This is a genomic window from Brassicibacter thermophilus, from assembly GCF_055378355.1.
Genome location: NZ_AP042446.1, coordinates 1,671,166 through 1,695,410, shown reverse-complemented (window position 1 = coordinate 1,695,410; position 24,245 = coordinate 1,671,166). Strand labels below are relative to the sequence as shown.

22 protein-coding genes, 1 pseudogene and 1 other annotated feature are annotated in these 24,245 nt (G+C 27.3%); of the genes and pseudogenes, 4 read left to right on the top strand and 19 right to left on the bottom strand.

Features of this window, described 5'->3' with window-relative positions:
* Nucleotides 1-8: 8 nt before the first annotated feature.
* Both ACZ41D_RS07980 and ACZ41D_RS07975 read right to left on the bottom strand, forming a co-directional pair.
* Nucleotides 9-701 (bottom strand): ABC transporter ATP-binding protein, encoded by a 693-nt coding sequence (locus tag ACZ41D_RS07980; RefSeq protein ID WP_464150908.1) that lies wholly within the window; start codon nt 699-701, stop codon nt 9-11.
* Nucleotides 702-864: 163 nt separating this feature from the next.
* Nucleotides 865-1,596: an N-acetylmuramoyl-L-alanine amidase family protein gene (locus ACZ41D_RS07975; protein WP_464150907.1), complete on the bottom strand. Its 732-nt coding sequence runs from the start codon at nt 1,594-1,596 to the stop codon at nt 865-867.
* 139 nt (nt 1,597-1,735) lie between these two features.
* Here ACZ41D_RS07975 and ACZ41D_RS07970 point away from each other — a divergent pair, with 139 nt between their 5' ends.
* On the top strand, nt 1,736-1,870 hold the full coding sequence (locus tag ACZ41D_RS07970; RefSeq protein WP_464150906.1) for a hypothetical protein: 135 nt from the start codon (nt 1,736-1,738) through the stop codon (nt 1,868-1,870).
* A 308-nt stretch (nt 1,871-2,178) separates the two neighbouring features.
* Here ACZ41D_RS07970 and ACZ41D_RS07965 read toward each other — a convergent pair whose 3' ends face one another.
* Nucleotides 2,179-3,660, bottom strand: coding sequence for an ISLre2 family transposase (locus ACZ41D_RS07965; protein ID WP_464150702.1), 1,482 nt, complete (start codon nt 3,658-3,660; stop codon nt 2,179-2,181).
* Between the two features lie 144 nt (nt 3,661-3,804).
* Here ACZ41D_RS07965 and ACZ41D_RS07960 point away from each other — a divergent pair.
* Nucleotides 3,805-4,164: pseudogene (locus ACZ41D_RS07960) on the top strand (YhcN/YlaJ family sporulation lipoprotein); the annotation flags it as partial.
* A gap of 10 nt (nt 4,165-4,174) precedes the next feature.
* Here the strand turns inward: ACZ41D_RS07960 and ACZ41D_RS07955 are convergent.
* Entirely contained in the window at nt 4,175-5,533 is a 1,359-nt protein-coding gene (locus tag ACZ41D_RS07955; protein ID WP_464150905.1) for a sensor histidine kinase, read from the bottom strand.
* 665 nt (nt 5,534-6,198) lie between these two features.
* Nucleotides 6,199-6,470 (top strand) — a binding site (T-box leader).
* A gap of 50 nt (nt 6,471-6,520) precedes the next feature.
* On the opposite strand from ACZ41D_RS07955, the gene ACZ41D_RS07950 reads away from it, so the two are divergent.
* Nucleotides 6,521-7,867, top strand: a complete 1,347-nt coding sequence (locus tag ACZ41D_RS07950) for a sodium-dependent transporter (RefSeq protein WP_464150904.1) — start codon at nt 6,521-6,523, stop codon at nt 7,865-7,867.
* A 117-nt stretch (nt 7,868-7,984) separates the two neighbouring features.
* Here the strand turns inward: ACZ41D_RS07950 and ACZ41D_RS07945 are convergent, their stop codons facing one another.
* The 14 genes from ACZ41D_RS07945 to ACZ41D_RS07880 all read right to left on the bottom strand — a co-directional run bounded on the left by ACZ41D_RS07945 (nt 7,985) and on the right by ACZ41D_RS07880 (nt 21,834).
* Nucleotides 7,985-10,174 (bottom strand): DNA gyrase subunit A, encoded by a 2,190-nt coding sequence (locus tag ACZ41D_RS07945; protein WP_464150903.1) that lies wholly within the window; start codon nt 10,172-10,174, stop codon nt 7,985-7,987.
* A 22-nt stretch (nt 10,175-10,196) separates the two neighbouring features.
* Nucleotides 10,197-12,185, bottom strand: coding sequence for a toprim domain-containing protein (locus ACZ41D_RS07940; RefSeq protein WP_464150902.1), 1,989 nt, complete (start codon nt 12,183-12,185; stop codon nt 10,197-10,199).
* Nucleotides 12,186-12,410: 225 nt separating this feature from the next.
* On the bottom strand, nt 12,411-13,850 hold the full coding sequence (locus ACZ41D_RS07935; RefSeq protein ID WP_464150901.1) for a M20/M25/M40 family metallo-hydrolase: 1,440 nt from the start codon (nt 13,848-13,850) through the stop codon (nt 12,411-12,413).
* A 15-nt stretch (nt 13,851-13,865) separates the two neighbouring features.
* A complete protein-coding gene (locus ACZ41D_RS07930; protein WP_464150900.1) occupies nt 13,866-14,525 on the bottom strand; it encodes a hypothetical protein in 660 nt (219 codons plus the stop codon).
* Nucleotides 14,526-14,534: 9 nt separating this feature from the next.
* Complete coding sequence (locus ACZ41D_RS07925) at nt 14,535-15,260, bottom strand: DUF5058 family protein (RefSeq protein ID WP_464150899.1); 726 nt, start codon at nt 15,258-15,260, stop codon at nt 14,535-14,537.
* 448 nt (nt 15,261-15,708) lie between these two features.
* A complete protein-coding gene (locus ACZ41D_RS07920; protein ID WP_464150702.1) occupies nt 15,709-17,190 on the bottom strand; it encodes an ISLre2 family transposase in 1,482 nt (493 codons plus the stop codon).
* Nucleotides 17,191-17,393: 203 nt separating this feature from the next.
* Nucleotides 17,394-17,771 carry a sigma-70 family RNA polymerase sigma factor gene (locus tag ACZ41D_RS07915; protein WP_464150898.1) on the bottom strand — a complete coding sequence of 126 codons (378 nt, stop codon included), beginning with the start codon at nt 17,769-17,771 and terminating at the stop codon, nt 17,394-17,396.
* Nucleotides 17,772-17,832: 61 nt separating this feature from the next.
* Complete coding sequence (locus tag ACZ41D_RS07910) at nt 17,833-18,099, bottom strand: hypothetical protein (RefSeq protein ID WP_464150897.1); 267 nt, start codon at nt 18,097-18,099, stop codon at nt 17,833-17,835.
* A 30-nt stretch (nt 18,100-18,129) separates the two neighbouring features.
* The gene (locus tag ACZ41D_RS07905) at nt 18,130-18,675 is read right to left on the bottom strand and encodes a 2'-5' RNA ligase family protein (RefSeq protein WP_464150896.1); all 546 of its coding nucleotides are present in this window, start codon (nt 18,673-18,675) and stop codon (nt 18,130-18,132) included.
* A gap of 96 nt (nt 18,676-18,771) precedes the next feature.
* Nucleotides 18,772-18,978 (bottom strand): hypothetical protein, encoded by a 207-nt coding sequence (locus ACZ41D_RS07900; protein WP_464150895.1) that lies wholly within the window; start codon nt 18,976-18,978, stop codon nt 18,772-18,774.
* Nucleotides 18,979-19,064: 86 nt separating this feature from the next.
* Entirely contained in the window at nt 19,065-19,619 is a 555-nt protein-coding gene (locus tag ACZ41D_RS07895; RefSeq protein WP_464150894.1) for a GNAT family N-acetyltransferase, read from the bottom strand.
* A 154-nt stretch (nt 19,620-19,773) separates the two neighbouring features.
* Nucleotides 19,774-20,619 carry a lysostaphin resistance A-like protein gene (locus ACZ41D_RS07890; protein WP_464150893.1) on the bottom strand — a complete coding sequence of 282 codons (846 nt, stop codon included), beginning with the start codon at nt 20,617-20,619 and terminating at the stop codon, nt 19,774-19,776.
* Between the two features lie 290 nt (nt 20,620-20,909).
* The gene (locus ACZ41D_RS07885; protein WP_464150892.1) at nt 20,910-21,446 is read right to left on the bottom strand and encodes an N-acetyltransferase family protein; all 537 of its coding nucleotides are present in this window, start codon (nt 21,444-21,446) and stop codon (nt 20,910-20,912) included.
* A gap of 190 nt (nt 21,447-21,636) precedes the next feature.
* On the bottom strand, nt 21,637-21,834 hold the full coding sequence (locus ACZ41D_RS07880) for a hypothetical protein (protein ID WP_464150891.1): 198 nt from the start codon (nt 21,832-21,834) through the stop codon (nt 21,637-21,639).
* A gap of 381 nt (nt 21,835-22,215) precedes the next feature.
* Between ACZ41D_RS07880 and ACZ41D_RS07875 the strand changes: the two genes are divergently transcribed.
* Nucleotides 22,216-23,805 carry a recombinase family protein gene (locus ACZ41D_RS07875; protein ID WP_464150890.1) on the top strand — a complete coding sequence of 530 codons (1,590 nt, stop codon included), beginning with the start codon at nt 22,216-22,218 and terminating at the stop codon, nt 23,803-23,805.
* On the opposite strand, the gene ACZ41D_RS07870 is transcribed toward ACZ41D_RS07875, so the two are convergent.
* The gene (locus tag ACZ41D_RS07870) at nt 23,747-24,139 is read right to left on the bottom strand and encodes a sigma-70 family RNA polymerase sigma factor (RefSeq protein ID WP_464150889.1); all 393 of its coding nucleotides are present in this window, start codon (nt 24,137-24,139) and stop codon (nt 23,747-23,749) included. The two genes, ACZ41D_RS07875 and ACZ41D_RS07870, sit on opposite strands and share 59 nt — an antisense overlap.
* Nucleotides 24,140-24,245: the final 106 nt, after the last annotated feature.

Below are 24,245 nucleotides of genomic sequence, written 5' to 3'. Positions count from 1 at the left end.
CTATAATATTATTTGTTTTCTACGATTTCAACTTTTTCCATTTTACCATCTCTAACATGGTAAATTTTTTGACCATATAAAGCTATCTCTCTTTCATGAGTAACTTGAACTATAGTAATTCCTAAATCCTTATTAAGCTTTTGAAAAATAGACATTATATTATTACCAGAATTTGTATCCAAGGCTCCAGTAGGTTCATCAGCAAGGATTAATGATGGATTTCCTGCTATAGCCCTCGCTATAGCCACTCTTTGCTGTTCTCCACCAGAAAGTTGAGATGGTAAATGATGCATTCTTTCTTTTAAACCTACAGACTCTAATGCTGCTTCAGCTCTTTTTCGTCTATCTTTACCTCTCATACCTCTATAAACAAGGGGAAGTTCTACATTTTCCATAGCATTCAAATTTGGTAATAAATGAAATTTCTGGAAAACAAACCCAATAAATTCATTTCTAATTTCTGATAATTCCCAGTCTTTCATTTTTTCAACTCTCTTTCCAGCAAGCTGATATGTACCTGATGTAGGAAGATCTAGACAACCTATTAAATTTAATAATGTGGACTTGCCAGAACCAGATGGCCCCATTATAGAAACAAATTCTTTGTCTTCAATGTTCAAGCTTATATCATCCAATGCTTTAACTTTAATTTGACCATTTTTATAATACTTTTTTATCTCTTTTAGTTCAATTAACGACAACCTTTATCACCCCTTTTTTTATGTATTACAATTATTAGACGATATTATTTTTAAAAAGTTCCATATTAATTATATAAAATATTAATTTTTTTTGCTATATCTTACCATAATTATTTAATTTATTTTTATTTATCAATTATGATAAAATTCATTATGATAATTATTATTCATTTAAATATTCTATCAAACTTTCTCCTATAGCTTTAGCAACCTTGTTTTGATAAGAGTCATTTTTTAGTAATTTGTTATCAATATCATTTGATATATATCCTATTTCTACCAAAACGCCTGGTTTATTAGTTTCTCTTAAAATAAAGAAATTTTCAGGCACAATTTTACAACGTAAATCCTCGTAATGTAAATAATCATTATACACAACTTTATCGATTTTCTCTTTCAACATTTCTGCAATATATTTACTTTCTCCAGACGTCGGATAGTGATATATTTCGATTCCTCTAGGTTTTTTACTTGTATTAGAATTAACATGTATACTAACAAAAACTTTAATTAAATCATTACTATTAATTATTGATTTTCTAGCATCTAAATCTCTTAAATGTCTTGATGCATCTAAATTACTTTTTTTTTCTAAAGACATATCTTTATCCCTAGTCATGATAACAGATATTCCATTATCATTTAGATATTTCTTAAGTTTTAAGGCTACTGATAAATTGATATCTTTTTCTAAATATCCTTCTGAATCTGAAGTCCCTCCATCAATGCCTCCATGTCCTGGATCTATAACAATAACTTCATCTGAAAAACTAAAAGAGTTAGTATTTAAAGATTGATTATTTTTTATTTTAATAATTACAACTGAAAATATTAAAATTAAAACCATTAATGTTAAATATTTCTTTTTTACTTTAATTATTCTAATTTTTTTCATAATACATCACCTTTACATTTATTATATAATGACTATATATCCTATAATTATATATAATATCATTTTTAATCACCAATAACATTTAAATTTTATCATAAAAACAATAATTAAGTACACAATAAAATTGGAGGTGTTAACAATGAAAAAAAGTTTTAAGTTTTGTTCTATTATAGCTGTGCTTTTATTAACTATATCTTTTGGATTAATTGGATGTCAAGCATCACAAAAACCAAAGATACTGTCAAGTAAAAGTTGGCAAAATTATTATTTTTAAATTTAATCATCCAATTTTGCTGTTTTAATTATGTTTTTATGCCCGATAGGGCAAGAGTATTCTATTTATACTTTCTACAATTTTAAAAATAAATTTACATATACTTTACAATGATTTCAAAATTGTTATTCTATAATACTAGACTTATGATTATAGAATAACAATAAGTCTGAGAGCCCTATTTTTAGGTCTAATTCTATTTATTCATCAGTATTAATGCTCTATTATGTTGTATTTTTTTAGGCTTATATTAGAGCATAGGTATCGTATGTTAGCTTATTCTTTTAAGTTATATAATATATTAGATATTAAAAACTTAGGTTCATTTGACTTGCACATTTGCAACCTAACATGTCCTTTATGGCTTTTCTTCCGTTAGTTACTGAACATTGACTAAATGGCATGCTTGCTCTTTTGTGTTTGTATATCTTGCTTTTCTTTGGCTTTTTATTTACTTCTGCTGCTGTTAATCCTACTTTTTCTATTATTTCTTCAAGCTTTTCTTCTTTTATTTCTTTGTTCAGTAGTGATTTTATTGTTGTTGCTAATTCTTTGCTTGCTTTTTCTGCTAGTATCTTGGCTAAGTTACTGGCTCCTTGTATTGACCAACTTGTTTTATTCCCTTTCATCCTTTGTGCTAATATATCACATATGCTATGTTCCATTGTTCCTAGATTTCTATATTTAATTCCTTCTGGTGGTTGCGGCATATTTATGTCTGGGCGAAGTTTGTAGAGCACTATCCCTTCTTTGTTGTTTACTAGGTAATTATATAGTGCCTGTAATTTCTTCATTTTCTTTTGATTATCATTGTTTTCTATCATTAGTTTTGTTATCATTTCTAATCCTTCTTCTATGTTACCATTGCTTAGTTTCTTTATTATTTCTTTTGCCTTTTTCTTATCTTCTATGTTCTTAAGTACTGCTTGATTTCTATGAAATGGATCTAATTGAAAGTGTGAATTGTCTTCTTTTATAACTTCTTTTATCCAGTTTGCTCCATCTCCATTTACTATTTTTGTTTCTATTTCGTCAGTATTATATTGTTTCGCTATTTTGGCTTGTCTTAGTTTTCTAAATTCTTTACTACTTCCAAAGCTTGCATATGCTTTTTTGTTCTTTAGTACATATCTATCTTTTTTCTCATGCTTCTTCTCCCAGCCTTCATAAAAAATTCCTAATTTTAGTTCTTTTTTCTCTTTTCCCTTAGTCTTTTTATCTTTACCTTGGATATTTATCCACACTCCATCCATTTCTTCAAACAATATTTTTGTTTCTTTTTTGCCTTGTAATTTTTCTTCGTTGTTTAATTTTATTTCGTGTTTTTCTTTTTGTTTTAGTTGTTCTCCTAAGTTTTGTATTATGTTCCAAGCTGCTGAATGACTTATACTTTGGTTTGTCATTTCTGTTATTTTATTTGCTGTTTTTCTATATGATTCATCTGTTGCTAGATCTACTATTTTTTCTACTAGATTTGTAGATATATGTCCTATGGTTTCCATTTTTAAGTATTCATCTAAAAGGCATTTGTAACCTCTTTTACCCTCTTGTGTAGTATATTGATATATTCTACGTTTATATTCAATTTCGCCCATTATTGTTTTTATGGTAGTTTTCTTTAATCCTTTATTTCTATATTCTTCTTTATCTCTTTCTTTCATTAATTTATTATCTAATTTTTCTAATAGCTCTACGAGCATTTCACATGCCTGTCGGCATACAAGCTTATATATAATTTTCTCTAAGTTCTTGAAATTAATTTCTTTTTCATCTAAACTTATATTATACATGTAATCATCCCTTTTATAGTTTTCTTATTAATTACTATTATATTGGATGATTCATATATGTTAAAGGTGCTTTCGGGCATCTTTTTCATTTTTGTTGTTTTTGCCTACTAAAATTATACTCTAAGAAAACCAAATGATAATACTGAAATAGAAAATAATAATTCAACTAATGATATGGCTACTAGAGCTAGAAAAATTGCTGATAATGTAGAAAATCTTGAAAATGTTAATAATGCAACAGTAGTAATAACAGGAAATACTGCAATAATTGGAGTAGACATAAATAATAATCTAGAAGGAAAAATTACAGATGATTTAAAAGAAGAAATCAGAAAAACTGCTATAAATACTGATAAAGAAGTCGAAAAAGTGTCAATAACTGCAGATGCAGACTTGTATACTAGAATAAGAAATATGTCAAGAGATATTCAAGATGGCAGTCCTGTATCAAACTTTGATGATGAAATTAGAGAAATACTAAGAAGAATCACCCCAGATATGTAAATATCCGGATTTAACCGGATATTTTTTTTGCTTTTTTTTGTTTTCCAATAGGAAAAGTTATTAAAAATTCTGTTTCTTCACTTGTACTATAAACATTTATTTTTCCATTATACTTATTTACTAACCTCTTAACAGTAAATAACCCATAGCCATGATTTTTTTCTTTTCTCATAGATTTAGTAGAAAATCCATTATCAAATATTCTGTCAATCAACTCAGGTGGTATTTGTGGACCATTGTTTGAAATTGATATATAATATTTATCATCCTCTATATACGACGATATAGAAACAACATTATATTCTTTATTTTTTTTAGACAATACTGCTTCGAAAGCATTGTCTACTATATTACTTATAATTCTAACTAAATCATTGTCTTCTATATCTAAACATGATAAAGGATCCTCAAAGTCAACATCTAAAACAATATCATTTTCAAATGTAAAATTACTTTTAACTGCTAATAATCCATCAATATAATCATTTCCTGTTTCAAAAAAACTGTAAGATGCCTTTAAATTATTAGATATGTTTTCTAAATAATTTTTAATTCTTTCAATTGTATTTGGTTTATTTAAAACACACATCGCATATATAGTATTTATGTGATTAGCAAAATCGTGCTTTTCTCTTCTAATAATATTAATCGTGTTTTCTAAGTTGCTTACATATTCTTTCTCCAATTTTAATTTATTACTATCTTTAACTAATTTATTTTTTTCTTTTAAATCAACAATCCCAACAAACAAATAAATAATGAAAATTAAAAATAATAAAATTTTGTATAAAAATAAATTACTTGCATTCTGAGGAATATAAATAATAATTCCAATACAAATAGCAATTAAAAAAACTCCTATGCTATTATAATAAATAGAATAGTTTTCATAATCATAAGAAAATTTTTTTATAACTGGAAATTTTAGTTTGCACAACACTTTAAGTAATATTATTTGTGATATTATACTTATAAATTTAAGTATTAAATACAAAGTAGGTTCTTTTATTAAAGTTTTGATATCAGTTTTTAAAATCATTGCAACTATAATTAATATAAAACCTTCAGTTGCAAAAAAATAAATTGTTGAAATAATAGTTATTAATAAAGACGTAGAAAGATTTGTTGAAGTAAAAAAAGCAAGAATAAATACAGTAAAAAGTAATAATACAATAATATGCAATAGAATATGTAAACTTAATACAGTTGTGGCTGAAAAAAGTGTATATAACAAAATAAATAATGTTGACTTTAATTTATTATCTATTATGTACGTTTTGTTGTAAGTTAATAAAGAAAAAATAATTAGTATAACTAACCCTTCTAATAATGATGATACTAATTCACCTACTAAAACAAACACCTCCATATACTCCCTTCAATAACAAATACCACCCTAATTCCTATAATATTATAAAATTTGATATTATTTATACATTTATTTTATCTAAATTTTTACATAATTTCAATTAAAACTTACAAATTTAATAATGATTTAAAAAGTCATATAATTACTTTAAAGTTATGATTGTTTATTTTATTACTCAGTTTCATTAAAATTTAATAAATTTTAATAAACAAATTACATAGTCAAAAGTATATCTAATTATACATTGTTTAAATTATAAATTAACATTATATTCCAATAAATGTTTTGTATAATTTCAATAAAATTGTTAATAATAATAGTGTAGAGAAGATGATAATTAACTTAAGACTTATATACGTTCTTTAAAAAGTTCGTATTATAGTCTAAAATCAATTGCATACTAACAAGGTTTGTATGCAATTGATGAAAAATTCTATATGATTTTTAAGGACTTTATTATATTAGTGTTTTTTATTATAATAAAGTCTAAAATTATCATATAGGAGTTAATCGATCATCTTCTCTATTTTTTATTTTAGTCAGTAATATTACAAAAAATTTATAAATATTCTTGACAATCGATAATATTACAAATATAATTAAATAAATCGTTTAGTATATAAGAATTTAGTAAATAAAAATTAGGTTAATTATAAATTAAATATATAAAAACTATGAAAGAGATATAAGCATCAAAACTATAAATACAGAGAGTCGGGTAAGGTGAGAGCCGGTTTTACAAGCTGATGTGTATGTTCACTCTTGAGTTTTTGCTCCCAAAGGTATAACGAGTAAGAGCAAAGGTATGTCCCCCTTATAAGGACTATAGTTTAGCATTATGCAGACTAGAATAAAGATTATCCTTTAATATTTTATTATTTATGTAAGTAATAAAGGATAAAGTAGAGTGGTACCGCGAATTAGCTTCGCCTCTATTAATAGAGGCGAAGCTTTTTTATAAATTATTATAAATAAAGGAGGTCTTTCATGAGAGATAAGTGGTCATCAAAAATAGGTTTTATTTTAGCAACTGCAGGTTCAGCAATAGGATTAGGAAATATATGGAAATTTCCGTATAGTGTAGGAACAAATGGTGGTGGAGCATTTGTAGCTTTATATTTATTGTTCTTAATATTTATTGGTTTCCCTCTTATGTTAGCTGCTATTACTTTAGGTAGGAAAACTCAACTATCAGTGTTTGGAGCTTACAAAAGTATTGACAAAAGATGGTCATTTGTTGGTGCATTAGGAGTTATTTGTGGTTTCTTTATATTAGCATTTTATTCAACAGTAGGAGGATGGGTAATATACTATTTAAAAAATGCATTAATGGGTACACTAGATATTAGAGATCCTAATTATTACGGTACAATCTTTTCTAATCTAATGTCATCATCTGGCAATTTAATTTTTTATCAATTTATCTTCATGTTATTAACTGTACTTATAGTATTAAAAGGCATAAGTAACGGGATAGAAAAGGCTTCAAAAATAATGATGCCTGCATTACTAATAATGCTTATAATAATTTCATTGAGAAGTATTACTCTTAGTGGAAGTATTGAAGGTATAAAGTTTTTATTCGTCCCAGATTTTTCTAAAATAACTATGGATGTTGCTAAAAATGCACTTGGTCAATTATTCTTTTCTTTAAGCATAGGTATGGGTGTTATTGTAACCTATGGGAGTTATTTAAGCAAGAAAGACAATATATTAAATGCTGCTGCTTTAATACCAATATTAGATACAGTTGTTGCTTTAATAGCTGGTATAGCAACAATACCTGCAGTTTTTGCTCTAGGTTTTGAAGTCGGTGAAGGTCCAGGTCTTATGTTTATTACATTGCCTGCAGTATTTGCTTCTATGCCTATGGGAAGTATTTTTTGCTTTGTATTTTTTTTATTAGTTGTTTTTGCAGCTCTTACATCATCAATATCTATGCTAGAAGTATCTGTATCCTATTTTGTAGATGAAAAAAACAAAAAAAGAATACCAACAACTATTATAATAGGTCTAATTATATTCATTATGGGAATACCAGCTTCATTATCAATGGGTATGTGGAAAGATTTAAATGTAATAGGAAGTTTAAATTTCTTTGATTTTTACGATAAACTTACATCTAATATTCTTCTCACTACAGGTGGTTTTTTACTTTGTATTTTTGTTGGTTGGGTATTAAAGGCTGATGAGGCTATAAAAGAAATTGAAAGTTCAGGAATAAGATTTAAACTAGCAAATATCTGGGCATTTTTAATTAAGTATATTGTTCCTATTGCAATTTTTATAGTACTTATTAATTCATATAAAGAATTTATATTATCCTTAATTTAGAGTAGTAAGCCTTATAAGACTTAAGTCTTATAAGGCTTATCTTCTATACTACATAGCTGTATTATTCAATTGTTTAGTTCTATTAAATCTATTAGCATTCATAGGACATACAATAATTTATATTAAAGCTAATTGCTCACTTTTATCTTTATCATCTTCCTTTTTTAAGTAAGTACCTATAGCAGGAATATTTCCTCTATAATAATCTAGATCTTCATAATCTACTTCATGTAATTCTTTTATTTGAGATAATGTGCTTCCTTTTTTTGATTTTAAAACCTGAACTCCTTGTGTGTTGCGAGTAGTTTTAGGATTAATCTGTTTAGTATTAAAAATTAACACTTTTTTAATACTGCTAATAGCAACAAATTCCCTATCTTCACAAATATAAGTTAAATATACTAATCTTCCTTTATTAGAATATGCATTAGCTAATTTACTTCTATTTGTCTTTGTCTTATAACTTGACATCTCAACTTTTGCACACTTTCCATTGTCATAAAAGAATAGCATATATCCTTTAAAATCGGTAGTAGCCACAATATAGATAATCCTTTCATTATTATCTAAGCCTAATACATTTGGTAAATAATCACCTAAATTACTTGTCTTTGTATCTTCTAATTGGTATATCTTTATTTTATATACAGTATGTTTATTTGAAAATAAAAGTAATTCAGCTTTATTTGTAGTATCTATCTCTTGAATAATTAAATCACCATCCTTGAGCTTTTGTTTAGTAGCTCCTCTCAAAGATATAGCAGGTACTTTCTTTAAATATCCTTCTTTAGTCAAGAAAATCCTAACATTATATTCTTCTATCAATTGTTCATTTGTTAAAACTTCAATTTGGTCTTCGTCAATTAATTCCGTTTTTCTATCCTGTCCGTATTTTTTTATTACTTCTTTTAACTGTTCGATGATTATGTTTTTTTTCTTTTCTTCATTATTCAATATGTCTTCAAGATGTTTTATTTCTTTTTCAAGTTTTTTAATATCTTTTGTCTTATTAAGTATATATTCTTGATTAAAATTTCTTAATTTTATATCAGCTATAAACTCAGCTTGTGTTTCATCTATATCGAAACCCTGCATTAAATTTGCTACAACATCCTTATCCTTCTTAGTATCCTTCACTATTTTAACTGCCTTATCTATGTCTAAAAGTATCTTATTCAATCCTTTTAATAAATGTAGATTTTGAGATTTTTTATCTATATCATATTTCAATTGTCTATTGATACACCTTATTCTAAAAGCTGTCCATTCTTGTAAAATACCTTTCACTCCTAAAACTTTAGGATTTCCATTAACTAAAATATTAAAATTACACGAAAAGCTATCCTTAAGAGGTGTCTTCTTATAAAGTATTTTCATTAGTTTATCAGGGTCAGTATTTCTTTTCAATTCTATAGTTATTTTCAAACCACTTTTATCTGTTTCATCTCTTATATCTGTAATATCTTTTATAAAACCATTTTTTACCAGTTCGGTTATCTTCTCTATAATAGCTTCTATTGTTGTTGTATATGGAATTTCATAAATATCTATACAATTATTTTTCTTATCAAATCTATATTTACCCCTTAAATAAAAACTACCTCTTCCAGTATGGTAAATTTTTTCCATTTGTTTTTTGTTATAAATTATCTCTCCACCAGTTGAAAAATCTGGAGCAGGTAGCCATTTCAGTAAATCAATATTTCCAGTTTTGCTTTGAAGATATTTTATCGTAGTTTGGCATACCTCTTTTAAATTAAAAGAAGGTATAGAACTTGCCATACCAACTGCAATTCCTATATTAGGATTAACAAGTATATTTGGAAATGTAGTTGGAAGCAATTTAGGCTCTACTGTAGAATTATCATAATTTGGTACAAAATTCACTGTGTTTTTGTTAATATCTTTAAAAAGTTCTTCTGCTACTTTATCCAATTTTGCTTCTGTATATCTAGCTGCAGCATAGGACATATCCCTTGAATAAACTTTACCAAAATTGCCTTTACTATCGATATAAGGTAGTAATAAAGACTCATTACCTCTCGTTAACCTAACCATTGTTTCATATATTGGATTGTCTCCATGAGGATTTAATCTCATTGTAGCTCCTACTATATTAGCAGATTTAGTTCTATTTCCTTTGAGAAGTCCCATCTTATACATTGTATACAATAATTTTCTATGAGATGGTTTTAAACCATCTATTTCAGGTAAAGCTCTGCTCATAATAACACTCATAGAATAAGGCATATAATTTTGTTTAAGAACATCTATAACTCCTAATTTGATTAATGATTCTTTACTCATTTGTTTCTCCTTTCACGTACAATTACATTACATCTGCAAAATCTATATACTCATGTCCATATTCTGCAATAAAATTTTTTCTTCCTTTTAAGTCATTTCCTAAGAAAAGATCAAACATTTTCTTAGTTTCTTCAGCATCGTCTGGTGTAATCTGTATTAATCTTCTAGTTTCTGGACACATTGTTGTCTTCCACATCATTTCTGGCTCGTTTTCTCCTAAACCTTTACTTCTTTGAATACGATATTTACCTTTTAATTTTTTTATTATAAGATCTTTCTCCTTGTCTGAATAAGCAAAATAAGTGTTGTCTTTACTGTCAGTTATCTCATATAAAGGAGATTCCGCAATATATACAAAGCCCTTTTCTATTAATGTTGGTGTCAACACATATAGCATAGTCATTATTAGGGTCCTAATTTGAAATCCATCAACGTCAGCATCAGTAGTAATTATTATCTTATTCCACCTTAATTTATTTAAATCAAAATTACCTAAATCCTTATGTTTGCTTTTTACTTCAACTCCACATCCTAATACTTTTAAAAGGTCAATTATTAAGTCATCATTAAAGATCTTATCATAATCTGATTTTAAACAGTTTCGTATCTTCCCCCTAACAGGCATAATAGCTTGAAATTCAGCATCTCTACCCATCTTAGTACTTCCTAGTGCACTATCACCTTCAACGATGAACAATTCTCTTTTACTTACATCTTTGCTTCTACAGTCAACAAATTTCTCTACTTTATTGTTAATATTATCTATACCTTTGCTTAACTGTTTTCTTATATTAATTCTAGCCTTCTCTGCTTTTTCTCTGCTCCTCTTATTCACTAATACCTGATTGATTATTTTATCTGCTTCTATCTTATTTTCTATAAAGTAAATTTCTAGCTTCTCCTTTAAAAAATCATTCATTGCATCTTTAATAAACTTATTAGTAATAGCTTTTTTTGTTTGATTTTCATAAGAAGTCATTGTTGAATACGTATTTGAAATAAGTATCAAACTATCTTCGATATCACAAAAGCTAATACTTTTTTCGTTCTTTCTATACTTTCCTTCACTTTTTATCTTTTGATCCAAAACATATCTAAAAGCATTTTTAACTGCTTCATCAGGACTTCCACCGTGTTCTAAAAAGCTACTATTGTGATAGTACTCTAATAAATTTACTTCATTATTAAAACAAAATGCAATCTCTATTTTTACCTTATATTGTGGTTTGTCTTCTCTATCTCTTCCTTTAGTCTCCATTTCATAATATCTAACATCAGTAAATCCTTTCTCTCCACTTAATTCTTTAACATAATCTACAATACCATTTTTATAATAATATATAAAAGTTTCATTACTTTCTTCATCATATAATTTAAATGTAATACCTTTATTCACAATTGCTTGCCGCCTAAGAATATCTTTGTAAAAGTCCAGTGGTATATTTATATCATTAAATACCTCTAAATCTGGTTTCCACCGTATGTAAGTTCCCGTGTGTTCGTAATTACATTTAGTTTTAATATAACCCCTTTCATCCTCTGTTACATTATCTCCTTTTTTAAAGTACAATTCATATTTATGTTTATCTCTAAAAACAGTAACATTCATGTATTCACTAGCAAACTGAGTCGCAGCAGTTCCTAAGCCATTTAAACCTATACTAAATTGATAATTACTATCACCGTTATTATTGTATTTTCCGCCACCGTATAGAATGGTAAATACTATTTCCCAATTATATTTTTCTTCTTTACTATTCCATTCTATCGGAATACCTCTACCTCTATCTCTAACTTCTATAGATTTATCCTTATATCTAAATACTTCGATTAAATCACCATATCCCTCAGCTGCCTCATCTCTTGAATTGCCAATTATTTCTCTTAATGTGTGCTTGGCTCCTTCTAGACCATCAGAACCAAATATAACTCCTGGTCTTAGTCGAACTTTTTCCTTTTCTTCTAAAGTTGAAAGACTTTCATTTCCATATTTGTTATCTTTAATCACCATATATTTATTTCTCCTTCTTACTATATTTCTCTATTGAGGAAATTTCATAATTACTACAAGGTCAAAATCTTTTATTAGGTCTTTTAATGTTATTTCAATGTTATAATTTAATTGCATTACCTTGACTTCTCATCTTTATTATTATACCAGAAAGTATGTTCGATGTTGAGTGTTTTATGCAATTTCCTCAATTGAAAAAGCACAAGAATCTTCTTGTGCTCATTTCTAACATTTTTTCATCATACATATATAAAACTTAACTGCTTTTATTACCTTTTCTATTGGAATTTTCTCATTATTACCATGTATTAGCTTTCTTTCGTTAGAATCAAGTTCCATGGCTGCAAATCGAAAAACATTTTCACTAATTTTCGTATAGCTTCTAGAATCACTACAAGCTATCATCAAATAAGGAGACACTATAGTACCTGGCCATACCTCCCTAATTCCTTCTTTAAGCATATTCCATGGCTCTTTATTGATTTTAGAAAAAGGTGCTACTTCAGTAACTTGTAATGCTTCCACTAATATTTGATCATCACTAATACGTTTTTTCAAGCCATTTATTATAGATTCTTTATTATCTCCTTGCATTATCCTTACATCACCTTCAACACTAGCATATGGAGGAAAAACATTTACAGCATCGCTAGCTTTCATTTTAGTAAAAGCTACTGTAGTTCTAAATAGAGCATTTAATTCTCCTCCTGTTTTTTTAGTTAGTAAATTTAGCAATGGACTAAAGAATGTTAAATTAGCAAAAATTATTCTTAATCCAAATGTAGAGTAGCGGCCTAAAATATTAAACATATCTTTTACTGGTTCAGACAAATAAAATTTAAATGGCTTACTTTCAATTCTCATAACACTCCTAGCTAACCTTCCAATAGGACTCATCGAAGGTGGTGAAGACGCATGTCCTCCCTGACTTTTTGTAGATAATCTAATGTGCATTTTACCTTTTTCTCCAGTACCTACTAGGGCACATTTTCCACTTACACCTGGTATAGGACCATCAACAATAGCACCACCTTCATCCAGTACCATAAATGGCTTAACACCTTTACTCTCCAGAAAATCCACTATACTATCTGTACTTGGTCCATCTGTTTCTTCATCACCAGAAAATGAAAGGTAAATATCGTTTTCTGGTTGAAATCCTTCTGATATTAACTTTTCAGCAGCTTCCATAATTCCACATAGAGTTCCCTTAGTATCTAAAGTACCTCTCCCCCACACGTATCCATCCTCAATCAACCCTGAAAAAGGTTCTTTGTCCCATTCTTGCTCATTTACTGGTACTACATCATAGTGAGCCATGAAAACAACGGGCTTATCTGCTTTTTTACCCTTCCAATGATATAACACTCCTGTTCTACCTATATTATATAAGCTGCATTTTTCATTTACTGCTGGATACTTTTCTTTTAGTAATTTTCTAAATTTTTCAAATTCCTTCTTATCTTCAAGGGATGTATCCTTATAAGAAACAGTTTTACATTTAATCATTTGAACAAAATGTTCAATTATTCTTTCTTCATCTAATTCAATATCAAAGGCTTTAACTTCCTTTTCTTTTAATGGTTTGAACCTAATAGCTCTTATTATTAATATCAAAAATCCTATTAATAGTATTAATAAAATATATTTTAATATTTTAATCATCTCCTTTTAATATTCTTAAAGGTATCCTTTTTTATATAATATCCTTGATACAGATAGAGCCACTATAGCTCCAACTGGAACCATAACACTAACAGAATTTGAGAGAGAAGGTATAGAAATAAATAAAATAAGCATAAATATTAGGGGAGCAGCAGCTATTTTCCAGTTCTTCGAAATAAATACTACAGCTAAAGCTCCAAATAATGAAGGTAAAATGTTATCAAATGCAGGTGCAATAATTTCAGATTCTAAAATTGGTCTAAGTTGGGTTAAAAGCAAAATTCCAATAAATATTATAATCGTTGTAACAATAGAAGAAACTGCAATTGCTATTGTTGAAATAACTTCACCTTCTTCTGTACCAGGTTTTACTTTAGCTGATTCCATAGCATTTAATGCACAAGGTACTTTAAGGTTTGTTAAATTTCCTGTGACAAATCCTAAATATGACCCTCCCGATCCAAGCATAGGTGCAAAAGTAAATGCTTCAATTGCTCCTACAGTCCAAAATATAGGAGCTACCCCTAATAATCCTTTTAGTAAAGGTTTTGCATCTGGCCAAGCTTCATAATATATACTTACTGCTAAAGGATAAAGAACAAACATTAATATAGCTAAAGAACACCAAATTCTACCCCAAGTATGTATATTTTCGTTATAATTTTTGCTTTTCATAATAACCTCCTAATGAATTAAATTTGTTATCGGTATAGATAACGCCATTGCACCAAGCATACTTATAGGTAAAGCATAATCTTCTAACCATTTAATTTTATGTACTTTAACAAAATAACCACATATTATCATAATAATTGAAGATACAATCATTACAAATACAGGTATCCATCCTCTAATTCCTAATGTAATATCTGAAAAAATCATTCCTAAAAAAGCTGAAATCATTCCCATAAAAATTGAGGTTATAAAAATATCTCCCCATTTATTATCTCGTTTCTGAATTTTATCAATACCATTTTGTATTCTCTTTAAAAACAAGGTAACAATTATCAATCCTGATAAAATGCCTAAAGTCATAACCCAAGCAATAGTTGAATAAACTTTAGGATCTTTTATTCCTTGAGAAATAGAAACTCCTAGAGAAGCTGCAGTAGAAGTAGCTGCTGGTAATTCATAAGTTAGTGCTCCTAAAACACTTAATCTAAGCCAGGGTAAGGCTAGTCCCAAAAACTTAGATAGAGTAATAACCCCCAGTATAATTAAAATAGCTGGAGCTATAGTAAAAACTGCACTGCTTTTAACAACCCTTTTAAGCGTTTCTGTTTCAATACCTAATTCTTTTGCTCTTTTCCATGCCTTTAACATAAAAAATACAGATTGGGCAATAATAAAAACAATAATGATACCTGCAACACTAAACAAAAACATACTGTTGGAATCAAATTCCCTCATAATTAAAGCCTCCTAAAATTTATTTATAAAAGAATATGCAAAATATTCTAAATTTATCATAATGTAAAAATAGTAGAAATTCAAGAGAACTTTGGAAAGGGATACTGTCAAGTAAAAGTTGGCAAAATTATTATTTTTAAATTTAATCATCCAATTTTGCTGTTTTAATTATGTTTTTATGCCCGATAGGGCAAGAGTATTCTATTTATACTTTCTACAATTTTAAAAATAAATTTACATATACTTTACAATGATTTCAAAATTGTTATTCTATAATACTAGACTTATGATTATAGAATAACAATAAGTCTGAGAGCCCTATTTTTAGGTCTAATTCTATTTATTCATCAGTATTAATGCTCTATTATGTTGTATTTTTTTAGGCTTATATTAGAGCATAGGTATCGTATGTTAGCTTATTCTTTTAAGTTATATAATATATTAGATATTAAAAACTTAGGTTCATTTGACTTGCACATTTGCAACCTAACATGTCCTTTATGGCTTTTCTTCCGTTAGTTACTGAACATTGACTAAATGGCATGCTTGCTCTTTTGTGTTTGTATATCTTGCTTTTCTTTGGCTTTTTATTTACTTCTGCTGCTGTTAATCCTACTTTTTCTATTATTTCTTCAAGCTTTTCTTCTTTTATTTCTTTGTTCAGTAGTGATTTTATTGTTGTTGCTAATTCTTTGCTTGCTTTTTCTGCTAGTATCTTGGCTAAGTTACTGGCTCCTTGTATTGACCAACTTGTTTTATTCCCTTTCATCCTTTGTGCTAATATATCACATATGCTATGTTCCATTGTTCCTAGATTTCTATATTTAATTCCTTCTGGTGGTTGCGGCATATTTATGTCTGGGCGAAGTTTGTAGAGCACTATCCCTTCTTTGTTGTTTACTAGGTAATTATATAGTGCCTGTAATTTCTTCATTTTCTTTTGATTATCATTGTTTTCTATCATTAGTTTTGTTATCATTTCTAATCCTTCTTCTATGTTACCATTGCTTAGTTTCTTTATTATTTCTTTTGCCTTTTTCTTATCTTCTATGTTCTTAAGTACTGCTTGATTTCTATGAAATGGATCTAATTGAAAGTGTGAATTGTCTTCTTTTATAACTTCTTTTATCCAGTTTGCTCCATCTCCATTTACTATTTTTGTTTCTATTTCGTCAGTATTATATTGTTTCGCTATTTTGGCTTGTCTTAGTTTTCTAAATTCTTTACTACTTCCAAAGCTTGCATATGCTTTTTTGTTCTTTAGTACATATCTATCTTTTTTCTCATGCTTCTTCTCCCAGCCTTCATAAAAAATTCCTAATTTTAGTTCTTTTTTCTCTTTTCCCTTAGTCTTTTTATCTTTACCTTGGATATTTATCCACACTCCATCCATTTCTTCAAACAATATTTTTGTTTCTTTTTTGCCTTGTAATTTTTCTTCGTTGTTTAATTTTATTTCGTGTTTTTCTTTTTGTTTTAGTTGTTCTCCTAAGTTTTGTATTATGTTCCAAGCTGCTGAATGACTTATACTTTGGTTTGTCATTTCTGTTATTTTATTTGCTGTTTTTCTATATGATTCATCTGTTGCTAGATCTACTATTTTTTCTACTAGATTTGTAGATATATGTCCTATGGTTTCCATTTTTAAGTATTCATCTAAAAGGCATTTGTAACCTCTTTTACCCTCTTGTGTAGTATATTGATATATTCTACGTTTATATTCAATTTCGCCCATTATTGTTTTTATGGTAGTTTTCTTTAATCCTTTATTTCTATATTCTTCTTTATCTCTTTCTTTCATTAATTTATTATCTAATTTTTCTAATAGCTCTACGAGCATTTCACATGCCTGTCGGCATACAAGCTTATATATAATTTTCTCTAAGTTCTTGAAATTAATTTCTTTTTCATCTAAACTTATATTATACATGTAATCATCCCTTTTATAGTTTTCTTATTAATTACTATTATATTGGATGATTCATATATGTTAAAGGTGCTTTCGGGCATCTTTTTCATTTTTGTTGTTTTTGCCTACTAAAATTATACTCTAAGTTGGAAAGTCAAATTTCATTAAAACTTAAAATTAAGTCAATTTTAAAATAAGCTGTAGAAATAAAATTCCACAGCTTATTATGAACATTCTAAAGCTTTTGCTAATTTTTTAATAGCTCTTTTTTCAATTCTTGATACATATGACCTTGATATTCCTAACATATTAGCAATTTCTCTTTGAGTTTTGCACCCATTGCAAAGAAGCCCATACCTTAATTCAATAATAGTTTTTTCTCTTTCCTTTAGAACTTTATTCATTTTTTTATATAATTTTTTGACCTCTATTTTAAGGTTAACTTCATCAATTATTTTATCCGGGTCTGTACCTAATATATCTATAAGTGATATCTCATTACCTTCCTTATCTACTCCAATAGGATCATGCAAAGATACCTCAGCTTTTGTTTTCTTATTCGATCTTATTGTCATTAGTATTTCATTATCTATACTAACCAAAAAACAACTCTTGTTATAACCTTAGATATTAGAAATTTTCATAATTACTTTAAAATCAAAATTAATTATACTTTTTAGTGTAAATAATAAAGATAACTCCAGCTAATGAAAGTAAAGCAAATATTATTGTAAAAACATATCCATTGTTATTACTTGCTATAAAAATAGATGTTGGTCCATCTGCTCCACCTATAATTGCTGTTGAATTAGAATCATTCACTTCCTTATCAAACTTATATGATACATACATTGGTATCAAAATATTTAAACAAATACTAATAAAGGATATTAATACAAATATAATTGTAGAAAAAGTAACTATCTTCATTATTTTAGAGTTTTTCAATTATTTTCACCTCTATTGACTTTCTTTTTCCTTAAACTTAAAAGACTTTAATACCTTAACATCAGGATTAAATTCAACTAATTTTAAGCTTTCTATTTTAACATGAAAAGGCTCATAATCTTCGTTAATCACATCAAGTGCCTTCTGAATTTTAGTTTTTGGAATATTCATTCCTAATGTACAATGTGGAACCCAAAAACCAGGTAAATAATAATCCCATTGTTCTTCAATGTCCTTCAAAGCATCATGTAATTTCATGTGAAAATTAATTAAATTTTCCGAAGCAGCTGGTGATAAAAACAAAACACTTTCATTTGATGGGAATATTCCTAGACTTGACATTTTTATAGTAAATTTATGTTCATCTTCAACAACTTTTTCAATTATATTTTCTATCTCTAATACATCAATGTCATCAAATACTGCTAAAGCAATATGTGGGAACCCACCATGTTTATGCATATAGTCTGATATACCTCTTTCGCTTAGCTTTTTCCACATATTTTTTATTATTAAGTTGCTATTATCATCAAAATTTAATTCAATAGAAAATGGCATAAATTTTCCCTCCCAAATCTATCTTTTTACCTTCTTCTAATTCAACAAGAGCTGTATTATCCTCAAGGGCAATCTCTGGGATACTTTCACTTTTCATCATCTCATCAAAACTTTCTCTTCCTTCATGGTTATAATACTGTCACTATGCCCGAATATAAACCAACAAATTGAACCAGCACTTAACCCTGATAATACAGTTCCACTATATGAGTCAACTATGCAACTCAATTTACCAAATTTTTCTTCTACTAATTTTTCTCCTTGTCTTAATTCCCCACCACCAATTGCAACAACCTTCCCCATATACATCCACCCTCTTTACTTAAATTCAAAAGTCAAAAACCTGTCGTTAAAAAATTTATGACTTGCAAATTTTGACCCATAAGTAATTATGCAAGTTTTTCATTTAACAAAACCATATGTATATGATCTTCCCATTTTCCATTAATTTTTAAATATTTTTGAGCCAAACCTTCATTATAAAACCCTAACTTTTCAACTACCCTTAAAGAAGGTTTGTTTTTAGGCATGATATTAGCTTCAATTCTATGTAAGCCATATTCATTAAATATGATATCTATTCCTTTTTGAATTGCTTCAGTCATATAACCTTTATTTATTTCATCTTTATCTAGTTTGTAGCCAAGATGACATGATAAAAATGAACCCCTTACTATATTGTTAAAAGCAACACAACCTATTATTTTATTCTCATTTTCCTTCTTAAAAATCCATAGCCTTAAGGAATTATTATTTTTTATATTTGTCAGTTCTTTTTCTAACTGTTCTTCCTGATACTGTTTCGTATAAAAAAATTCCTCTCTTATGGGCTCCCATTCTTCTAAAAAAGACTTATTTCTCATATAATAATCTACAACTAATCCTGCATAGGATTTATCTAACACTTTTAATATAAGTCTTTCAGTTTTGTAAATCTTTTGCATTATTTAACCTCCCTTTATTACTGTATGTATTTCATTAAATATGCCTAAAATATAATATTGATAACTGCCTATTTCCACATATTATATCATATATTTTAATTTGTTGTTTAAAATTTAGTAATACAAATATCTCTAATATTTTATAATTTTATAGTCAACTTTCTAAAGAATATTTTTCGTTTTTATTAAAATTTTTATTTTTATACATCATAATCCCTACGATTATTATCATAATAGTATTCATAAATAAAACTACAATACTCCCTTCCATCTTACTTGCTCCTCCCGTAAGTAATTTACTTCCTGTAAATATTAAATTCCATAAATTTGGATAATCATCTGCTAACGAAACTCCACCTAAATACAGACAACCAACTGCATTCCAAATAAAATGGACAATTATAGGAGCTAATAAAGCCTTAGTATAAATAAGCAACAGTGAAACAAAAATACTCATTGTTAAAACGTTTAAGACAGCTACAATTCCAACCTTAAATGCTCCTCCATGCAATGAAGTAAATATAAGCGTACTAACTACAGTTGCAATTATATTGTTATAATTAGATTTAATAACATTAAAAATATAACCCCTAACTAAATACTCTTGCATTATAACATTTATCAATGCTGCTATAACCCAAATCCACATATACTTTACATCATTCTTGCTTGCAAAGTTTATAATTCCTAAAAATTTCATAACTAGCACCGATAATCCAATCCAAATAACCCCTAGAAATAATCCTAAAATAAACTCCTTAAGAGGTTTTTCAGTTAATTTAGTATGAACTTTCATCTTTTCTATTCCTTTTTCAAATATTAATGTAACAATTATAATCGCTATAAATGGTGTAATTTCCCACCACAATCTATTTGTTGCAGGATTTACTGGAATAAGCGGTGGTTTGTCAAAATAATCCATCGTAAAAATAGAAATTAAAATAGCCCATGTAATAAAAAATCCAAACACCTTTCCTATAGTTACTAGCAATTTTTTCATTTTACATACCTCCAATACAATACCATTATAATTTTAATTAAAAGTGTAAAATATAGATTTGAAAAATTTATAACTTGTTAATTTTTACCTTAAAACAATAATGCAAGTTCCTTAATAATTTAGCATGATAAAATTTTAGAAGTTGTTTTACTATTCATTTTATATAAATAATAACGTAATATAATAATAATGTTATGCAGGTTTTTACACAATTAATTATTATTCACTTAACTATAAAATAAACCATAAAAAAAAGAAAGTGCTTAAACACTTTCTAAATAATGTCAATATTAATCAATCATCATACCCATAGCTATGGAATCATAAAATTTATTATTAATTAAAAAATCTCTTGTAATAACTCCTTCTTCTTTAAAACCCAGTTTTTTATATAAGTAAATTGCTGAATAATTATCACTTCTAACCCTCAAATTAATTTTCCTTATTATTCCTGACTTTTTACTCCATTCAATTAAATACTTTATAAGTTCAGTCCCTATTCCTTGTCCCCAATATTCTTTTAAAACACTAACTCCAAATTCTCCTGTATGAACTGTTCTGGGTCTTGTACCTGCTGCAAAGTTTAGATTTCCAACTATTTTTCCTTCTACTTCAGCAATAATGAACAATGCATTATCTCTCTTAGAAATGTTATCAATGAATTTTTCTTCCTCTTCAATAGTCTTATCAAATTCTCCTTTGCCAAATGTCAAAAATTCAGACTCTGTACTAATTGCATGAATATATTCTAGTACTGATTTTGCGTCGGATTTATTTGCTTTTCTAATCGTAAGTGTTTTTCCATTTTTTATTAACATCTGCTCCATTTTTTACCTCCTTAAAATATATTGCAACATATTTCAAAATAATAATTAGAGCACAGTTTTTTATTTGCTAGTTTTATTTTCACTATCAAACCTTTCTTTCATGTTTGTAATGTAATTATAACATAAATATAAAATTTATAATTTACAAAATTTTTATCTGAAAGAATTATACAATTACCTTACGATTATATTAATCGTCATATATACCAAGAAATTTTCTTATTTCATGTATGCTCTTACCTTCTTCTGCCATTTTAATTACTTCTCTTGTCACTATATCAGCAACAATATCTGTATTTCTTTTTATTATTTTTTTCTTATGTTCTTCAGTAAGTTCATTAAAAGGAATACCACCTACTGTTATTATGATCTTTTTTGGTGTTACCACATAGATCACCTCAATTAATCTTATGAGGTATCTAGTTTGTACTATAACATAAAGTATCATCACTATGATATTTATTCCTTTCACTTTAATTTTAGCTTTCTTACATATGCTAAATAAAATATTTTACTAACTCATTTATAAAGTAAATAGATGCTAAAATCATTATGACATATTTTCCCTACTAGAATCAATTTAACATCTTTTCTAACAAAATCAATTTTTCATATTTTTCAATATTATTTAGTATTAATAGTATTGAGAAAATAACATAATATAATACTTTATAAAATTTTTACTTTGAAGTGATTATGAAATTTCCTCATATTGTTGTTTTTACACCAATATAATTAATTGTCAAAACTTAATTCAAGAGGTGATAACATGAAAATTGCAATTTACTCTCGTAAATCAAAGTTTACTGGTAAAGGAGAATCTATTAATAATCAAATAGAGCTTTGTAAAGAATATGCAAGTAAACATTTTGATAATGTAGATGAATTTATAATATATGAAGACGAAGGTTTTTCAGGTGGAAATGTAGATAGACCTCAATTTCAAAAAATGTTAGCAGATGCAAAATTAAAGAAATTTAGTGTCCTTATTTGTTATAGATTAGATAGGATTTCTAGGAACGTTTCTGACTTCTCAGGTACAATAGAAAAACTTAGTAAAAACAATATTTCTTTTATTTCTATAAAAGAACAATTTGATACCAGTACCCCTATGGGGCGTGCAATGATGTATATAACATCTGTATTTGCACAACTTGAAAGAGAAACTATTGCAGAACGTATCAAAGATAACATGTATCAATTAGCTCGTTCTGGAAGGTGGCTTGGAGGCATTACTCCTACTGGATATAAAGCCAAAGCAATAACTTACATTGATAAAAACAAGAAAGAAAAAAGGAAATATATTCTAACCCCTGTATCTAAAGAATTAGAAATAGTTAAGCTTATATATATAAAATATATAGAATTTCAATCATTAAGTCGCTTAGAAACGTATTTCTTGAAAAATAATATTAAAACAGTAAATAATAAAAACTTTACTAAATATACACTTAGAACTATATTGACTAACCCTGTATATGCTATAGCAGATAAAGATATATACAACTATTTTTACTCTAGAAAAGCACAAATTTGTAACAGTAAAAATGAGTTTAATGGTAAATATGGAATTATGGCATATAATAAAAACTCAGTTAAAAAAGGACAATCAGTCAAAACTAAAAATATAGATGAATGGATTATTGCTATAGGTCAGCATGAAGGAATAATTAGAGGAGATGATTGGGTTACGGTGCAAAATATATTAAATAAAAATAAAAATCTTGCCCCACGACAAAGTATATCCTATGCTGCTATGCTTTCAGGACTATTGTACTGTAAGAAATGTGGTAGCTTTATGAAAATTAAATATGGCCAAAAGAAAAAGGGTTCTAATGAAAGGCACTTCTACTATGTATGTAGTTTAAAAGAAAATTCTCAGAGTTCTAGATGTGATATCAAGAATTTAAAAGGTGACGTTGCAGACCAATATGTCATAGATGAATTAAAAAATATAATAGATTCAGGATTATTAAAAAATATAGATAAAACAAATAAAAATAGTGAAAATAAAAAAATAATAGTAAAAAATATCCATAGAAAAATATCTTCCAACAAAAAAGCAATTGATAATCTTTTAAAACAGCTTTCAAGATACGAAAGCGATACTTTATCAAAATATATTTTCACTGAAATTGAAAAATTAGATAAGGAAAATTATGAACTTAAAACTGAATTAGAAAAATATAATAGTAAAACTAAAATTGCAAATCTTAAGTTATTTAAAGAAGTATTAATAAAATTTTATGATACGATAGAACAAATATCATATATACAAAAAAGAAATTTAATACAATCTATTATAAAACGTATAGAATGGGATGGAGAAAACTTGTATATTGATATACTTGATACTTAGCTAAATTGTATTTAGTATGTATAGCATTATCTATACATCTTGCTGCATAAGTAGCAAGTCTTGTTCCTTTATTTTTGTCAAAAGTAGAAATAGCCTTTATCAAACCGATCGTACCAATAGATATTAGATCATCTGCTTCTTTACCTATGTTATGATATTTTTTTGCAATATGAGCAACCAATCTTAGATTTCTTTCTATTAAGATATTTTTAGCTTTTTCATCACCCATCTCATAAAGTGCTAAATACTTTTCTTCTTCCTCTTGACTCAATGGTTGAGGAAATGTATTGTTACAAGATATATATCCAACAAACATTAAGAAGGGTTTAATCATTAAAACCCCTCCAGTAGCCAAAAGCGGAGTTAGCATTAAAACATACACCTCCAATATATTTCATATTAAATTATATGATTCGTTATAGTAAAGTGTGCCAGTACTT

Excerpts from the sequence above, each read along its gene's own strand:
- ACZ41D_RS07870 (WP_464150889.1), bottom strand. The coding sequence starts at position 24,139 with ATGATTAAACCCTTCTTAATGTTTGTTGGATATATATCTTGTAACAAT.
- ACZ41D_RS07885 (WP_464150892.1), bottom strand. The coding sequence starts at position 21,446 with ATGGAGCAGATGTTAATAAAAAATGGAAAAACACTTACGATTAGAAAA.
- ACZ41D_RS07940 (WP_464150902.1), bottom strand. The coding sequence starts at position 12,185 with ATGGTGATTAAAGATAACAAATATGGAAATGAAAGTCTTTCAACTTTA.
- ACZ41D_RS07975 (WP_464150907.1), bottom strand. The coding sequence starts at position 1,596 with ATGAAAAAAATTAGAATAATTAAAGTAAAAAAGAAATATTTAACATTA.
- ACZ41D_RS07890 (WP_464150893.1), bottom strand. The coding sequence starts at position 20,619 with ATGAAAAAATTGCTAGTAACTATAGGAAAGGTGTTTGGATTTTTTATT.
- ACZ41D_RS07895 (WP_464150894.1), bottom strand. The coding sequence starts at position 19,619 with ATGCAAAAGATTTACAAAACTGAAAGACTTATATTAAAAGTGTTAGAT.
- ACZ41D_RS07955 (WP_464150905.1), bottom strand. The coding sequence starts at position 5,533 with ATGGAGGTGTTTGTTTTAGTAGGTGAATTAGTATCATCATTATTAGAA.
- ACZ41D_RS07905 (WP_464150896.1), bottom strand. The coding sequence starts at position 18,675 with ATGCCATTTTCTATTGAATTAAATTTTGATGATAATAGCAACTTAATA.
- ACZ41D_RS07965 (WP_464150702.1), bottom strand. The coding sequence starts at position 3,660 with ATGTATAATATAAGTTTAGATGAAAAAGAAATTAATTTCAAGAACTTA.
- ACZ41D_RS07950 (WP_464150904.1), top strand. The coding sequence starts at position 6,521 with ATGAGAGATAAGTGGTCATCAAAAATAGGTTTTATTTTAGCAACTGCA.
- ACZ41D_RS07900 (WP_464150895.1), bottom strand. The coding sequence starts at position 18,978 with ATGGGGAAGGTTGTTGCAATTGGTGGTGGGGAATTAAGACAAGGAGAA.
- ACZ41D_RS07925 (WP_464150899.1), bottom strand. The coding sequence starts at position 15,260 with ATGAGGGAATTTGATTCCAACAGTATGTTTTTGTTTAGTGTTGCAGGT.
- ACZ41D_RS07935 (WP_464150901.1), bottom strand. The coding sequence starts at position 13,850 with ATGATTAAAATATTAAAATATATTTTATTAATACTATTAATAGGATTT.
- ACZ41D_RS07920 (WP_464150702.1), bottom strand. The coding sequence starts at position 17,190 with ATGTATAATATAAGTTTAGATGAAAAAGAAATTAATTTCAAGAACTTA.
- ACZ41D_RS07970 (WP_464150906.1), top strand. The coding sequence starts at position 1,736 with ATGAAAAAAAGTTTTAAGTTTTGTTCTATTATAGCTGTGCTTTTATTA.
- ACZ41D_RS07930 (WP_464150900.1), bottom strand. The coding sequence starts at position 14,525 with ATGAAAAGCAAAAATTATAACGAAAATATACATACTTGGGGTAGAATT.
- ACZ41D_RS07910 (WP_464150897.1), bottom strand. The coding sequence starts at position 18,099 with ATGAAGATAGTTACTTTTTCTACAATTATATTTGTATTAATATCCTTT.
- ACZ41D_RS07945 (WP_464150903.1), bottom strand. The coding sequence starts at position 10,174 with ATGAGTAAAGAATCATTAATCAAATTAGGAGTTATAGATGTTCTTAAA.
- ACZ41D_RS07875 (WP_464150890.1), top strand. The coding sequence starts at position 22,216 with ATGAAAATTGCAATTTACTCTCGTAAATCAAAGTTTACTGGTAAAGGA.